At 69.3% G+C, this 13,808-nt stretch carries 15 protein-coding genes; 8 read left to right on the forward strand and 7 right to left on the reverse strand.

Annotation, left to right across the window (positions count from 1 at the left end):
• Positions 1-127: 127 nt before the first annotated feature.
• Complete coding sequence (locus tag AC1DYK_RS08700) at positions 128-766, reverse strand: RluA family pseudouridine synthase (protein ID WP_478165900.1); 639 nt, start codon at positions 764-766, stop codon at positions 128-130.
• Between the two features lie 41 nt (positions 767-807).
• On the opposite strand from AC1DYK_RS08700, the gene AC1DYK_RS08705 reads away from it, so the two are divergent.
• Positions 808-2,052 (forward strand): MFS transporter, encoded by a 1,245-nt coding sequence (locus AC1DYK_RS08705; RefSeq protein WP_478165901.1) that lies wholly within the window; start codon positions 808-810, stop codon positions 2,050-2,052.
• Here the strand turns inward: AC1DYK_RS08705 and AC1DYK_RS08710 are convergent.
• Genes AC1DYK_RS08710 through AC1DYK_RS08720 form a run of 3 tightly spaced genes read right to left on the reverse strand, consistent with a single transcriptional unit; the run spans position 2,049 to position 2,757 of the window.
• Positions 2,049-2,330: a 2Fe-2S iron-sulfur cluster-binding protein gene (locus tag AC1DYK_RS08710; RefSeq protein ID WP_478165902.1), complete on the reverse strand. Its 282-nt coding sequence runs from the start codon at positions 2,328-2,330 to the stop codon at positions 2,049-2,051. The genes AC1DYK_RS08705 and AC1DYK_RS08710 overlap by 4 nt on opposite strands.
• On the reverse strand, positions 2,330-2,614 hold the full coding sequence (locus AC1DYK_RS08715) for a VF530 family protein (RefSeq protein ID WP_478165903.1): 285 nt from the start codon (positions 2,612-2,614) through the stop codon (positions 2,330-2,332). The genes AC1DYK_RS08710 and AC1DYK_RS08715 overlap by 1 nt, the downstream gene beginning before the upstream one ends.
• Positions 2,611-2,757 (reverse strand): hypothetical protein, encoded by a 147-nt coding sequence (locus tag AC1DYK_RS08720; RefSeq protein ID WP_442284930.1) that lies wholly within the window; start codon positions 2,755-2,757, stop codon positions 2,611-2,613. Before AC1DYK_RS08720 ends, AC1DYK_RS08715 begins: the two co-directional genes overlap by 4 nt.
• Positions 2,758-2,858: 101 nt before the next feature.
• Here AC1DYK_RS08720 and AC1DYK_RS08725 point away from each other — a divergent pair, with 101 nt between their 5' ends.
• Complete coding sequence (locus AC1DYK_RS08725; RefSeq protein ID WP_478165904.1) at positions 2,859-3,374, forward strand: N-acetyltransferase family protein; 516 nt, start codon at positions 2,859-2,861, stop codon at positions 3,372-3,374.
• Positions 3,375-3,387: 13 nt separating this feature from the next.
• Positions 3,388-4,293 carry a DUF808 domain-containing protein gene (locus tag AC1DYK_RS08730; protein ID WP_478165905.1) on the forward strand — a complete coding sequence of 302 codons (906 nt, stop codon included), beginning with the start codon at positions 3,388-3,390 and terminating at the stop codon, positions 4,291-4,293.
• Between the two features lie 31 nt (positions 4,294-4,324).
• Here the strand turns inward: AC1DYK_RS08730 and AC1DYK_RS08735 are convergent, their stop codons facing one another.
• Positions 4,325-4,495: a hypothetical protein gene (locus AC1DYK_RS08735; protein ID WP_478165906.1), complete on the reverse strand. Its 171-nt coding sequence runs from the start codon at positions 4,493-4,495 to the stop codon at positions 4,325-4,327.
• A 350-nt stretch (positions 4,496-4,845) separates the two neighbouring features.
• Between AC1DYK_RS08735 and AC1DYK_RS08740 the strand changes: the two genes are divergently transcribed.
• The 3 genes from AC1DYK_RS08740 to AC1DYK_RS08750 all read left to right on the forward strand — a co-directional run bounded on the left by AC1DYK_RS08740 (position 4,846) and on the right by AC1DYK_RS08750 (position 9,419).
• Positions 4,846-8,067: an autotransporter outer membrane beta-barrel domain-containing protein gene (locus AC1DYK_RS08740; RefSeq protein ID WP_478165907.1), complete on the forward strand. Its 3,222-nt coding sequence runs from the start codon at positions 4,846-4,848 to the stop codon at positions 8,065-8,067.
• 88 nt (positions 8,068-8,155) lie between these two features.
• Positions 8,156-8,569, forward strand: a complete 414-nt coding sequence (locus AC1DYK_RS08745; RefSeq protein WP_478165908.1) for a hypothetical protein — start codon at positions 8,156-8,158, stop codon at positions 8,567-8,569.
• Positions 8,570-8,588: 19 nt separating this feature from the next.
• Positions 8,589-9,419, forward strand: a complete 831-nt coding sequence (locus AC1DYK_RS08750) for an enoyl-CoA hydratase/isomerase family protein (protein ID WP_478165909.1) — start codon at positions 8,589-8,591, stop codon at positions 9,417-9,419.
• Here AC1DYK_RS08750 and AC1DYK_RS08755 read toward each other — a convergent pair.
• Positions 9,409-10,503, reverse strand: coding sequence for a M14 family metallopeptidase (locus tag AC1DYK_RS08755; RefSeq protein ID WP_478165910.1), 1,095 nt, complete (start codon positions 10,501-10,503; stop codon positions 9,409-9,411). The genes AC1DYK_RS08750 and AC1DYK_RS08755 overlap by 11 nt on opposite strands.
• A 27-nt stretch (positions 10,504-10,530) precedes the next feature.
• Entirely contained in the window at positions 10,531-11,181 is a 651-nt protein-coding gene (locus AC1DYK_RS08760) for a glutathione S-transferase (protein ID WP_478165911.1), read from the reverse strand.
• Positions 11,182-11,318: 137 nt separating this feature from the next.
• Here AC1DYK_RS08760 and AC1DYK_RS08765 point away from each other — a divergent pair, with 137 nt between their 5' ends.
• Both AC1DYK_RS08765 and gshA read left to right on the forward strand, forming a co-directional pair.
• Positions 11,319-11,981 (forward strand): alpha/beta hydrolase, encoded by a 663-nt coding sequence (locus tag AC1DYK_RS08765; protein ID WP_478165912.1) that lies wholly within the window; start codon positions 11,319-11,321, stop codon positions 11,979-11,981.
• Between the two features lie 185 nt (positions 11,982-12,166).
• A complete protein-coding gene (gene gshA / locus AC1DYK_RS08770; protein ID WP_478165913.1) occupies positions 12,167-13,744 on the forward strand; it encodes a glutamate--cysteine ligase in 1,578 nt (525 codons plus the stop codon).
• The last annotated feature ends 64 nt before the right edge of the window (positions 13,745-13,808 follow it).

Consider the following 13,808-nt stretch of genomic DNA (forward strand, 5'->3'; position numbering starts at 1 on the left):
CCAGGTTGGGCTCACTTCGTGTAGCCCGCCCACCCCCTACCGGGGGCAACACCGGCGGCCCGGCGGAGCCGGTTCCGCGGTGTTTCACGAACGGGCCTGGCTTCGCCGGCCGTGGGCGAGACGGGGTCTATGCGAAGGAGGGCGGGCTGTCGAAGCGCAGCAGCCGGCCATCGGCCGGGTGGATGAATTCGAGGCTCGTGGCATGCAGCAGCAGCCGCGGCGCGCGCTCGCGCACCGTGTCGTCGCCGTACAGTGCATCGCCGAGGATCGGGTGCCCGATCGACAGCAGGTGCACGCGCAACTGGTGGCTGCGTCCGGTCAGCGGTTCCAGCCAGAGGTGGCTGGCATGACGTTCGGGCAATTGCCGCTTCACGCGCCAGCGGGTCTGACTGGGCTTGCCCGCGGGGTCGATCTTCTGTAGCGGCCTGCGCGGCCAGTCGGCGGCCAGGGGCGCATCGATCAGCGACCAGCCTTGCGCGGCCGGCAGCAGGCCATCGACGATCGCTTCATAGCCCTTGTGCACTTCCCGCGCCGCGAACGCGTCGCCGAGCGCGCGCTGGATCTGCGGGCTGCGCGCCATCAGCACCAGGCCGCTGGTCGCCATATCGAGCCGGTGCACCACCAGGGCATCGGGCCATTGCCGCAGCGCCCTGGCGCTCAGGCAGTCCTGCTTGTCATCGCCCCGGCCGGGCACGCACAGCAGGCCGGCGGGCTTGTCGAGCACCAGCAGGTGAGGGTCGATGTGGATCGCTTGCAGTTCGGTCATCAGGACGTCGAGTCTAGAAGGCTCGGCTATCCTCGCAGCCAATGCCTGCTGCGCCGCCTGCCGTTCACCCCACCCGTTTTTCAGATCTCACGCGCGAGCGGCCCTTCATGCAGCTCTGGGTGGCGCGCCTGTTCGGCACCGCCGCCAGCCAGATGCTGCTGGTCGCGATCGGCTGGCACATGTACGAGCTGACCGGCAGCGCCTGGGACCTGGGGCTGGTCGGTCTCTACCAGTTCGTGCCGGCGCTGCTGCTGGCGCTGCTCGCGGGCCACGTGGTCGACCGCCGGCACCGGGGCCGCATCGTCGCCGCCTGCTTCTCGGTGCAGGCAGCGGTGGCGCTGATGCTGCTGCTTGCCGTGCAGGTGGCGCACGATTCGCGCGGCTTGCTGCTCGGCCTGTCGCTGGTGCTGGGGGCCGTGCGCGCATTTCAGATGCCGGCGCAGCAGGCGCTCACGCCCTTGCTGGTGCCGCCGATGATGCTGCCGCGCGCGATGGCCTTCAGCTCGGCCGGCATGCAGGGCGCCATCATCGGCGGGCCGGCGCTGGGCGGGCTGCTGTTCGTGGCCGGCATGGGCGTGGTGTACGGCGCGGCGCTGGTCTTCTTCGCGCTGGCCGCCGCGCTGGTGCTGCGGCTGCGCTATGCCCACACGCCGCCGGCGCGCGAGCCGGTGACCCTCGCCACCGTGCTGGCCGGCGTCGACTTCATCTGGAAACGCAAGCCGGTGCTCGGGGCGGTCTCGCTCGATCTGTTCGCGGTGCTGCTCGGCGGCGCGGTGGCGCTGCTGCCGATCTATGCCAAGGACATCCTCCACACCGGGCCCTGGGGCCTCGGGCTGCTGCGCGGCGCGCCGGCGGTGGGCGCGCTCGTGACGTCGATCCTGCTCACGCGCCGGCCGGTCGAGCGTCACGTGGGCCGCACGCTGCTGATGGCGGTGGCGCTGTTCGGCGTCTGCATGGTGGTGTTCGGCTTGTCGCGCAATTTCATCGTCTCGTTGATCGCGCTCGCGGTCTCCGGCGGCGCCGACATGGTCAACGTCGTGATCCGCCAGACGCTGGTGCAGTTGGAGACGCCCGACGCCATGCGCGGCCGCGTGAGCGCGGTCAACTCGATCTTCATCGGCGCCAGCAACCAGCTGGGCGAGTTCGAGTCGGGCGCCACGGCGGCGCTGCTGGGGCCGGTCGGGTCGGTGGTGGCGGGCGGCGTCGGCACCGTGCTGGTGGCGCTGGCCTGGTTCCGGCTCTTTCCGTCGCTGGCGCAGCGCGACCGGCTCCTCCACAGGCCCTAGAACGCGGAGAAGGCGTGCGGCACGTCCAGCGCGACGTCGCCGAGCGGCTCCGCCACGCAGGGCAGGATCCAGCCCTCGGCCTTCTCGTCCGCGCTGACGCCGGGCCACTCGATGCGATAGCGGACATGGCCCTCGACCAGCCTGCAGATGCAACTGCGGCAGGTGCCGTTGCGGCACGAACTCGGCAATTCGATGCCCGCGGCATCGGCCGCCTGCAGCAGCGTGAGACCGGCGTCGGTATCGAAGCTGAAGCCGCCCGGTTGGATGCGGACCTTCATCAGGGGCGCGGCGGCGGCGACGACTGCTGCCGTCGCTGGTCGCGCAGCATGAAGAGATAGAGGCTCTCGACCTTCTCGCGCGCCCACGGCGTCTTGCGCAGGAACTTCAGGCTGGAAGCCACGCTCGGGTCGCTGGTGAAGCAGCGCAGCGGGATGCGCTCGCCCAGGCCTTCCCAGCCATAGCAGTCCGCCAGCGCGGTCACGATGGCCTCCAGCGTGAGGCCGTGCAGGGGGTTGCGCGGCTGCGGCTGCGGGCTCGCGCTCGGGCTGGGCGCGTCGCTCACTTGTTCTTGAGCTTGCCGCGCGGGATCACCGCGGTGGTGATCGTGCGCACCGGTTCGATGGCAGCACCCGGCGGCTTGGGGGGTGCCGTGTCCTTCTTGGGTTTCTTGGCTTCCTTGTTGCTGCGCTGCTGACTCTTTGCCATGGGGTTCTCCGGGATAGTGCGAATGCAAATGCAGCGGCAAGTTTAGCCCGCAGCTTCGGCGCGGCGACAATATGGCCTTTACCGTTTCGCTTCCCGCATTCATGTCCGACTACGAAGTTCGCCCCGCCACCCTGCGCGATGCCAAAGCCATCGCCGAAGTCCACGCCGCTGCCGCCCGTGCCGCCTACGAGGGCATCCTGCCCGAAGACGAGCTGCGCGCGCTGGCGCCCGCCAGCCGCGAAGCCAAGTGGCGTGAGGCCATCGAGTTCAGCGAGCCGCAGGTGCAGGTCGCAGTGCTCGACGGCGAGGTCGTCGGCTTCGTCGGCTACGACCGCTCGCGCGACGCCAAGACGCCATCGACCACCGGCGAGATCTGGGCCATCTACGTCAATCCCGAGCACTGGGACAAGGGCGTCGGCGTTGCCCTGTGGGACGCCGCCCGCGACGGCCTCGAGGAAGAGGGCTGCACCGTGGTCACGATCTGGGTGCCGCTGCGCAACGATCGCGCGATGCGCTTCCACGAGTTGGCCGGTTTCAAGCGCGAGATGAAGACCGCGAAGACCACGGCCCTCGGGAGCGTGAAGATCGAGGAGATCCGCCTCAAGCGCAACGTCTGAGCAGGAGCGCTCCATGGCCACCAGCCTGCTGCTGCTGCTCGACGACATCGCGACGGTGCTCGACGATGTCTCGGTGTTGACCAAGGTCGCCGCCAAGAAGACCGCCGGCGTCCTTGGCGACGACCTGGCGCTGAATGCGCAGCAGGTGGCGGGCGTCAGGGCCAACCGCGAGCTGCCGGTGGTCTGGGCGGTCTGCAAGGGCTCTTTCGTCAACAAGGCGATCCTGGTGCCGGCGGCGCTGGCGATCGGGACCTGGCTGCCCTGGCTGGTGACGCCGCTGCTGATGATCGGCGGCGCCTTCCTGTGTTTCGAGGGCTGCGAGAAGCTTGCGCACAAGTTCCTGCACCAGAAGGAGCACGCCGCCGATACCGCGCGGCACGAGCAGGCGGTGGCCAGCGACGAGGTCGACCTGGTGGCGGTCGAGAAGCAGAAGATCAAGGGCGCGGTGCGCACCGACTTCATCCTGTCCGCCGAGATCATCGCGATCACGCTGGGGACGGTGCAGGGCCAGCCCTTCCTGACGCAGCTGTCGGTGCTGGCGGGCATCGCGCTGATCATGACCGTCGGCGTCTACGGCCTGGTCGCGGGCATCGTGAAGCTCGACGACGCGGGGCTCTACCTGAGCCGGCGCGAAGGCGCGGGCGCGCGGGCCCTGGGGCGCGGCATCCTCGCGGCGGCACCCTGGCTGATGAAGGGACTCTCGATCGCCGGCACGGCGGCGATGTTCCTGGTCGGCGGCGGCATCCTGGTGCACGGCGTGCCGGCTCTGGCCCATGCGGTCGAGGCCTGGGCCGCCGATGCCGGTGGCCTGCTGCGGGCCCTGGCCTCGACGGGCGCCAATGCCGCGGTCGGGATCGTCGCCGGCAGCATCGTGCTGGCCGGGGTCGAACTCGTGAAGAGGATACGCGCGCGTCCTTGAGCGTGCGCGGCGCGGGGAAGCGCCCGGGGGCTCAGCGCCCCCTGGACCGGGCTCGCTGAACCAGGTCCACGCCCACCAGGGCGATGCCCAGCACCAGCGCGAACCAGCCGACCAGGTAGGCGCCGCCGACCGTCTCGCGCCAACCCGGCGACGAGAGGAAGCTCGGCGCGATCAGCACCGCCGCGCCGATGAGGATGCACATGATTCCGCGCTCGAGGGTGCGCGGGTTCCGCGCGGGTCGTCTGGATGCCATCGGGCGAGTTTACGGCCCCATCCAGGGCGTCTCGCCGTCGCGTGCGCGCGACGCCCGGTGTCACGCGGCTGAGACGGTGGCCGACCGGGCGGTGAAAGACCCGCCCGAGCCGTTCCGAACCCAGGAAAACCCCGAAAAATGTGACTTATTTGCTATTTGAACCATAGCGTTCTTTACTGCGAACGCACCGATTTCGTGCGATCCGTGAATTTGTTCCTCTAAAAAACGTGTACCTAAGGATTACATTCGTAAGTACTCATTTCGCCTTCGGGCGTTTCATTTTTTGGAAGAGCAACTGCATGAATCGCGTTTTCAGTGTCGTCTGGAACTCCTCGCTCCAGGTCTGGGCCGTGGCCTCCGAGCTGGCTTCCGGTGCCGGCAAGTCCGCCACCCGCAGCGTCAGCCCGTCATCGCCTTCGAACGCCAGGCCGTCCCAGCGCTTCGCGATCCTGCAAATGGCCCTGGGCGCCGCCTTGCTCGGCTTCGGCGGTGCCGCGGCGGCCGCGTGCTCGACCAGCGGCGCAGTGATCACCTGCGCCGCCGGAAGCACGCAGGGGGTCACGGTGGGCAGCGGCCCGGGCACCGCTTCGGGCACCGCTGTCGTCGTTGAGCCCGGCGCCTTGATCAGCACCGGCGTCCAGGCCGGCATCAGCATCGGCAGCGATTCCAGTATCGAGATCCGCGGCGGCGCCACGGTCGAGAACGCCGCCCCGCCCGGCAGCGACGGCTTCTTTGGCGTGGGCTCGGGTGCCAACACCATCGAGATGTATTCGAACAACACGCTGACGATCGGACAGGGCGCCAAGGTGCTCTCGACGGGCAACTCGTGGACCGCGGAGGCGGTCAATGCGTTCGGAACCGGCAACCTGATCATCAACGACGGCGAGATCCGGTCGAGCGCGGGCGGCGCGGCAATCTGGTTCCAGCCGGATTCGGGCCAGAACACCGTCGTCAACGGTGCCACCGGCGTCATCGAGTACACCGGCGGCTCGGGCAGGGTCATGGGCGTGTCCGGCACGACGGAGATCGCCTTCACCAACCGGGGCCAGGTGCTGGGCTCGCTGAACTTCGCCAACGGCAACGACACGCTGAACCTCTACGACGGCTCGTCGATCACCGGCGGGATCGACGGCGGCGGCGGCAGCAACACGCTGACCCTCAACGGCACCGGGGTCGGGACCTTCGGCCAGCCGATCTCGAACTTCCAGACCCTGGTCAAGAACGACAGCGGCACCTGGACCTTCAACAATGCGCTGTCGACCTCGGACATCACCAGCACCCGGGTGGCGGGCGGCACGCTGGTCCTTGGCGCGGACGCCAGCAGCTACACCGGCAGCATGACGGTCGATGCGGCCGGCACGCTGCAGACCAGCGCCGGCTTCGCACCGCTGGCGATCACGGACAACGGCATCGTGCGCTTCGCACAGCCGACCGATGCCAACTACACCGGCTTGCTGACCGGTTCGGGCGGCATCGAGAAGACCGGTGCCGGCACGCTGATTCTCACGCGCGACCAGGCGATCACCGGCACGACCACGATCACGGCCGGCGTGTTGCAGCTGGGCGCCGGCGGCACGGCCGGCAAGGTCGACGGACCCATCGTCGACAACGCGGCGCTGGTGATCAACCGCCTGGATGCCGTCACGTTCGCGGCGCCGATCAGCGGCAGCGGCCACGTGACGCAGCTGGGCGCCGGCACCACGACCTTCACGGCCGACAACAGCTACACCGGCGGCACGACCATCACGGCCGGCACCCTGCAGCTGGGCGCCGGCGGCACGAGCGGCAGCGTCGTCGGCAATGTCGTCAACAACGGCACGCTGAGCCTGAACCGTTCGAACACCCTGCAGCTCGACGGCGTCATCAGCGGCAGCGGCGCGCTGAGGCAGGTGGGCAGCGGCGCCACGGTGCTGTCGGGCGCGAACAGCTACACCGGCGCCACCACGGTCGAGGCGGGCACCTTGCGGGCCGCGGCGGCGAAGGTGTTCAGCGCTGCCTCGGCCCACACCGTGGCGGCAGGCGCCGCGCTCGACACGGCCGGCTTCGACCAGTCGGTCGCGTCGCTGCGCAACGCTGGCACGGTCAACCTGCTGAGCAGCAAGGCCGGCAGCACGCTGACGGTGAACGGTGCCTATGTCGGCCACGGTGGCGTGCTGAGTCTCGGCACGGTGCTGGGCGCCAGCGGCAGCCTGAGCGACCGGCTGGTGCTGAACGGCGCCGCCGCCAGCGCGAGCGGCAGCACCACGGTGCGTGTCACGAATCTCGGCGGCCTCGGCGGCCTGACCACGGGCAACGGCATCGAAGTGGTGAGCGCGCTGAACGGCGCCACCACCACCGCCCAGACCACGCGCGACGCCTTCGCGCTGGCCGGCGGCCACGTCGATGCGGGTGCCTACGAATACCGCCTGTACGCGGCCGATGCCACGGGGGCCGGCGAGAACTGGTACCTGCGCTCGTCGACCACGGTGCCGGCAGTGCCGACCGTGCCGACGGCGCTGCCGATTCTCGAGAACATCAGTAGTCAGGGGCAGACCCTGCAGCCGGTCGCCGTGCCCACCTACCGTGCCGAAGTGCCGCTCTTCGCGGCCCTGCCGGCCCAGTTGCGCCAGGCCGATCTGGCGATGCTGGGCAACCTGCACCGGCGCGTCGGCGACGAGTTGGCGCCGGCGGCCGCTGCCTCCGGAGACCCCGCAGCTGGGCGCCAGGCCTGGGCCCGCGCCATCTACAGCGACCTCGACATCCGGCAGGAGGGCGTGGCCGCGGCACAGAGCCAGGGCCACGTGAGCGGCGTCCAGGCCGGCACCGACCTGCTGGCCACCGGCGGCTGGCGCGCCGGTATCTATGTCGGCACGCTGGACGGCAACGCCGACGTCAGCGGCAACGCCCGCGGCCTGGTCGCGGCGGTCGGCCGCAACGATCTGCAGTCGCGCTACCTCGGCGGCTATGCGACCTGGATGGGGGCGGACGGCCTCTACGCCGATGCCGTGCTGCAGGGCGGCCGCCACAGCTACACGGTGCTCCCCAATGGCAATTTGAGCGCCGAGGGCAAGTCGAACAGTCTCACGGCCTCGATCGAGGCCGGCAAGGGCTTCGCGCTGGCCGAGGGCTGGACGATCGAGCCGCAGGCGCAGCTGATCTACCAGCGCAACCGCTTCGACGACGTGCTGATCAGCGGTGCGCTGGTGAACCAGGATGCCGACGGCAGCTGGATCGGCCGGCTGGGCGTGCGCATCAAGGGCGATGTCGCGACCGCGGCCGGCCGGCTCCAACCCTATGGCCGCTTCAACGTCTATCACGCCGGTTCGGGCACCGACGTCGCGACCTTCATCGGTCCGGCGGCCAGCACCCGCATCGCCAGCGCCAGCGGCTATGTCTCCACCGAGCTGGCCGCCGGCATGACGCTGGCGCTGACGCCCACGGCCACGCTGTACGGCGAAGTCGGACAGCTCTACAACGCGGGCGGCGATGCCAAGGTGAAATCGTCTCTGCAGGGCTCGATCGGCATGCGCCTGAGCTGGTGATCCAGCGGTCCCAAGTTTCGGTTCAAATACGGTTCCAGCGGCCGCCTGTATCGGGCGGCCTTCGAAGCCCATCGCCAGACCGGAACCCATGGACCTCCTTCGCTCCCGCATTCCTGCCTTCCTCGGGCGCGCCGTCGCGCCGCTGCTGCTCGCCGCCGCCTCGGGCGCCGCCGCGCAGCAGGAGGCCAACCGCTTTCCCGCCGCGGCGATGAGCTTCCTCGGCGGCGAGCTGCCGGCCATGGAAGCGGCCATCGCGGCGCGCGACCGGGACTACTTCGAGGACGCGATGGGCCGCATGCTGGGCTTCTCCGACAGCTGGGGCTTCAAGACGCGCGACAACCCCGCGCTGGCGCGCTTCCCGATGTGCACCGATGCGGTGTCGGACTTCCTGGTGGTCGGCCTGTGCCGCATCATGACCACCAGTTCGGCCTGCGAGCCGGGCATGGAAGCGAAGTTCAACCGCAACCTGCAGCAGTGCCGCGATCTCGCGGCCAAGCTCTGACGCCACGAAGGGCATCACCATGGACTACACGCGCTACAGCACCCTCGCGATCACGCGCCGCGGAGAAGCCGATGCCGTGCTCGACATCCAGATGCGGGCCCAGAACGGAAAACTGCCCACGGCAGGGCACGACGGCCATCGCGAGCTGGCCGAGATCTGGCGCGACGTGGCGGCCGACGACAGCGTGCGCTGCGCCGTGCTGCGCGGCGAAGGCATGGGATTCTCGGGCGGCGGCGACCTGGCCATGGTCGAGCAGATGACCACCGACGACGCCGTCCGCACCCGGGTCTGGAAAGAGGCGCGCGACCTGGTCTACAACATCGTCAACTGCGACAAGCCGATCGTCAGTGCGATGCATGGGCCGGCGGTCGGCGCCGGGCTGGTGGCAGGCCTGCTGGCCGACATCTCGATCGCCAGCAAGAGCGCCAAGATCGTCGACGGCCACACGCGCCTGGGCGTCGCGGCCGGCGACCATGCGGCGATCGTCTGGCCGCTGCTGTGCGGCATGGCGAAGGCCAAGTATCACCTCCTGCTGTGCGAACCGGTCAGCGGCGAGGAGGCCGAGCGCATCGGCCTGGTCTCGCTGGCGGTGGACGAGGCCGAGTTGCTGCCGCGTGCCTACGCGCTGGCCGACCGGCTGGCAGCCGGCAGCCAGAGCGCGATCCGCTTCACCAAGTACGCGCTCAACAACTGGCTGCGCCAGGCCGGGCCGACCTTCGACGCCTCGCTGGCGCTCGAGTTCATGGGTTTTGCCGGGCCCGACGTGCGCGAAGGCGTGGCGTCGCTGCGCGAACGGCGGGCGCCGAAGTTTCCCGTAGCCGGCCTGCGGCCCCCCGGGGTCATGCCTTGAGCCCCTGCAGCGTCTGCAGCAGCACCACGCGGGTCTGGCCGAGGATCATGCCCTTCCATTCGTCGTTGTCGCAGTAGAAGGCGTCGCGCAAGTCCTGTCGGATCGCGCGCTGCTGCGCGGCCGGCGCTTCGGGATGCCGGCGCAGCCAGGTGTCGGCGCGCAGCCGGCGCATCACTTCCTGGTCGGGCAGGGTGCCGAACTCCAGCCCCATCAGGGATGCGGCGGCCTGTGGGCATTCGTCATAGACCGTGGACACCACCGGCCCCGACACGTCGGCCGAGGCGGAATTGCCTTCAAAGGGCGCGAACACGTCGGCGCCCCACCAGGCCCGCGCGCGCGCCAGATCCGCCACCGCGTTGCGGCCCGGGTAGATCTTCTCGCCGTGGCCGTAGGGGCCGAGGCCGGTGTGGATGTCGATCCAGGCGATGTCGGTGGCGGTCGCTGCGTACTGGCGCAGGATCGCGCGAATGGTGCGGTTGCTCCAGGAGGGCGCCAGGCCGCCGTAGAACACCCCGTCGGGCGATGTGTACTGACCGGCCGTCACTGCGGTGCGGTAGGCCCGCATGCCGTGCTTGTCGATGTAGGCGGCCATCGCGGCCTCGTCGGCGGCGGTCGGCGGCCAGCTGGCCGGCAGCACGAAGGGCTCGACCTCGGCATAGGCGGCGTTGACCGGCAGCGGCGCATCGAAAGGGATGTGGTTGCGGTTCAGGTCGATGTTGTCCTCGTTGGTGCGGTGCAGGTGCGAGAAGCCGTGCGGATTCACCGCGTGCACCAGCAGCAGCGCAATTCCGCCCTGTGCAAGCCGCGCCAGCAGGTCGGCATCGTGGAGTGTCGCGACCTGGCAGCCCGAGCCGCAGAAGCCTTCGGGGCCGTGCGTGCCGGAGCTGACGATCAGCAGCCTGGCGGCGCCCGGCGCGCCGACCCGCGCCACGTCGGTGGCCAGCGTCTCGCCGAGCGCGCCGCGATGCGCTTCGAGCACGAAGGATTCGACCGCCGCGCCGCGTTCGGCGGCGGCATCGAGGAACTTGCGCCGGGCCTCGGCGTAGGTGCCCGAGAAATGGCGGGTGGCTGCGGAGCTGTGCATCGTGGTCCTTGAAGAGATCGTTGCCGTTCAGGCGTAGCGCTTGAACATCGCCTCGGTGTTGGTTTTGCGGTCGGCGTTGACCGCGACCACATGCGGCCGCAGGCTCATGCGCTTGAGGTAGTCGCGCGCGGCCGGCAGCTGCTCGGCCAGCAGGTCGCGTCCGTAGATCATCTTGGTGGCGCCGGCGACGGTCGGCAGATGGGTGATCGCCGCGCAGTCGGCCAGCGTGAACTGCTCGCCGGCGATGAAGGGGGTGTCGAAATGCGCGAGCTTGCCGAAGGCGGCGATGTTCTTCTCGAGATCCTTGCCGATCTTCTGCTTCAGGCCGTCGCTGACCTTGCCGCCGAAGAAGGCTTCGGGGTAGAGGTTGCGCGCCACCAGCTCGAGGTGCAGTTCGAGGTAGAGCGTCAGCTCGCGCACCTTGGCCGCGGCAAAGGGGTCGGCCGGCAGCAGCGGGGTTTCGGGGTAGGCCGCCTCGATGTACTCGTTGATCGCGGCAGACTCGCACAGCATGCCCTGGTCAGTGCGCAGGTAGGGCACCTTGCCCAGCGGCGAGGCAGCCAGGTCGGTTTCGCCGATCCAGGCCAGTTCCTCGTCGAAGGGCACGTTTTTCTCGAGCAGTGCGAGCTTGACCTTGTTGTAGTAGTTGCTGGCTGCGAAGCCGATCAATGTCAACATGAGTGTCTCCAGTCGTTGGTATGACGCCATTTTGCCGGTCGGCGCTGGCGGAGCGAGCGGGCGACGGATTTTCCGAAAGGCAGCCAGGCGGCCGTCCTGTCGGAGGCGGGGTCGATTTCTGCGGTAACTTCGGAGCCATGTCAAATCCACCCATCGAAATCGAAACCGGCCCGAACCCGACGGCCACCGTCATCGTCATGCACGGCCTGGGCGCCGACGGCAATGACTTCGTGCCCATCGCCAACGAACTCGACCTGGGCCCTGTCGGCCCGGTGCGCTTCGTGTTCCCGAACGCACCCGTGATTCCGGTCACCATCAATGGCGGTTACCGGATGCCCGCCTGGTACGACATCATGGGTCCGGACCTGGCCAAGCGCGAGGACGAGGCGGGCCTGCGCCGATCGCAGGCGACGATCGAGACACTGATCGCCAACGAGAAGGCGCGAGGCATCCCGGCCGCGCGGATCGTGGTCGCCGGCTTTTCCCAGGGTTGCGCCATGGCCTTCATGACCGGGCTGCGCCATGCAGAAACGCTCGCCGGCATCGTCGGCCTGTCGGGCTACCTGCCGCTGGCCGCGACGACCGCGGCCGAGCGCCATCCGGCGAACCAGAAGACGCCGATCTTCCAGGCCCATGGCCTGCGCGACGGCGTGGTCCAGATCGCTCGCGCCACCCAGAGCCGCGATGCGCTCCAGGCGCTGGACTACGACGTCGAATGGCACGACTACCCGATGGAGCACTCGGTCTGCATGGAAGAAATCGCCGACCTCAATAAATTCCTCCTCCGCGTCCTGGCCTGACTCGGCCGGCGCAGCCAGGCCGCCCTTCGTGGAATACCGCGGAACCGGCTTCGCCGGGCCGCTGGTATTGCCCCCGGTAGGGGGTGGGCGCCCGGACACGAAGTGCCGGGCAACCTGGGGGCGAGCAACATTTCTTTCGGCATGCTACCTTCCGTCCCCACCAAAGAACGATGGGTGATAACTAAATGAGTAACTTCAAGGAGCGCCTGGACGCGCTCTCGCCCGCGCGGCTCCGGGGGGCGCGGCGCGGGATCGAGAAGGAAAGCCTGCGGGCGCAACCGGATGGCAAGCTGGCCCCGACGCCGCATCCCGCGGCGCTGGGCTCGGCGCTCACGCATCCGCACATCACGACCGATTTCAGCGAGTCGCAGCTCGAACTCATCACCGGCGCCCATGCGGGCGTCGAGGCGGCTCTCGAGGAACTGGTGCGGGTGCACCAGTTCACCTACCGCGTGCTCGACGAAGCGGGCGACGAACGGCTCTGGGTTTCGAGCATGCCCTGCGGCCTGCCCCCCGACGAAACCATTCCGATCGGGCGCTACGGCTCGTCCAATGTCGGACGCGCCAAGAGCGTCTACCGCATGGGCCTGAGCCACCGCTACGGGCGGCGCATGCAGACCATCTCGGGCATTCACTACAACTGGTCGCTGCCCGACGTGTCGAGCGAGCAGTACTTCGCGCTGATCCGCAACTTCCGCCGCCACGCCTTTCTTCTGCTCTACCTGTTCGGCGCCTCGCCGGCGCTGTGTTCGAGCTTCGTCGATGGCCGGCCACACGAGCTGCTGCCGCTGGGCGAGGGCAGCATGCACATGCCGCACGGCACCTCGCTGCGCATGGGCCGGCTGGGCTACCAGAGCGAGGCGCAGGCCTCGCTGGCCGTGAGCTACAACAGCCTTGACGGCTATGGCGCCTCGCTGCAGGACGCACTGACCCGGCCCTGGCCGGCCTACGAGGCGATCGGCATCCGCAATCTGGGCGGCGACTACAACCAGCTCGCCACCAGCCTGCTGCAGATCGAGAACGAGTTCTACGGCACCATCCGCCCGAAGCGGGTGATCTACCCCGGCGAGCGCCCGCTGCATGCGCTGCGCGAGCGCGGCGTCGAATACGTCGAGGTGCGGCTGATGGATCTCGACCCCTTCGAGCCGGTCGGCATCAATGCCCAGACCATGCGATTCCTCGACGTCTTCCTGCTGCACTGCCTGCTGACCGACAGCCCGCCCGACACCCGCGAGGAGATCGCCGACCTGGCGCACAACCAGCACCTGACGGCCGCGCGCGGGCGCGAGCCCGGCCTGCAACTGCGGCGCGCCGGGCGCGACGCCACGCTGACCGATTGGGGTGCCGAGCTGCTGGAGCAGTTCGTGCCGATCGCTGCCGCGCTCGATGCGGCGCACGGCGGCACGCAGCACGCCGAGGCGGTGCGCGCGGCCGAGGCGGCCTTGCGCGATCCGGCCGTGCTGCCGTCGGCAAGGGTGCTCGAGGCGATGAAGGCGCACGATGATTCCTTCGTCGGTTTCGTGCGCGCCCGGTCCGAGCAAACGCGCGAAGCATTGCTCGCGTTGCCGTTCCCGGACGACCTGCGCGCGCAGTTCGAGCGCATGACGCAGACCTCGATCGAGGCGCAGAAGCGCATCGAAGCCAGCGACAGCATGCCGTTCGAGATCTACCGCGAGCAATACGTCTCCCCGGCGCGTCTCGGGTTCAAGAACCACTGGGCCGAGACGCCCGCGGCCCCCATTAGCCAACGCGCTGAGTTGTGAGCCCACCCCCAGGTTGGCTCACTGCGTGTAGCCGCCCACCCCCTTCCAGGGGGCGCCGCGTTGC

The sequence above is a fragment of the Variovorax sp. P2_H12 genome (genome assembly GCF_056403395.1).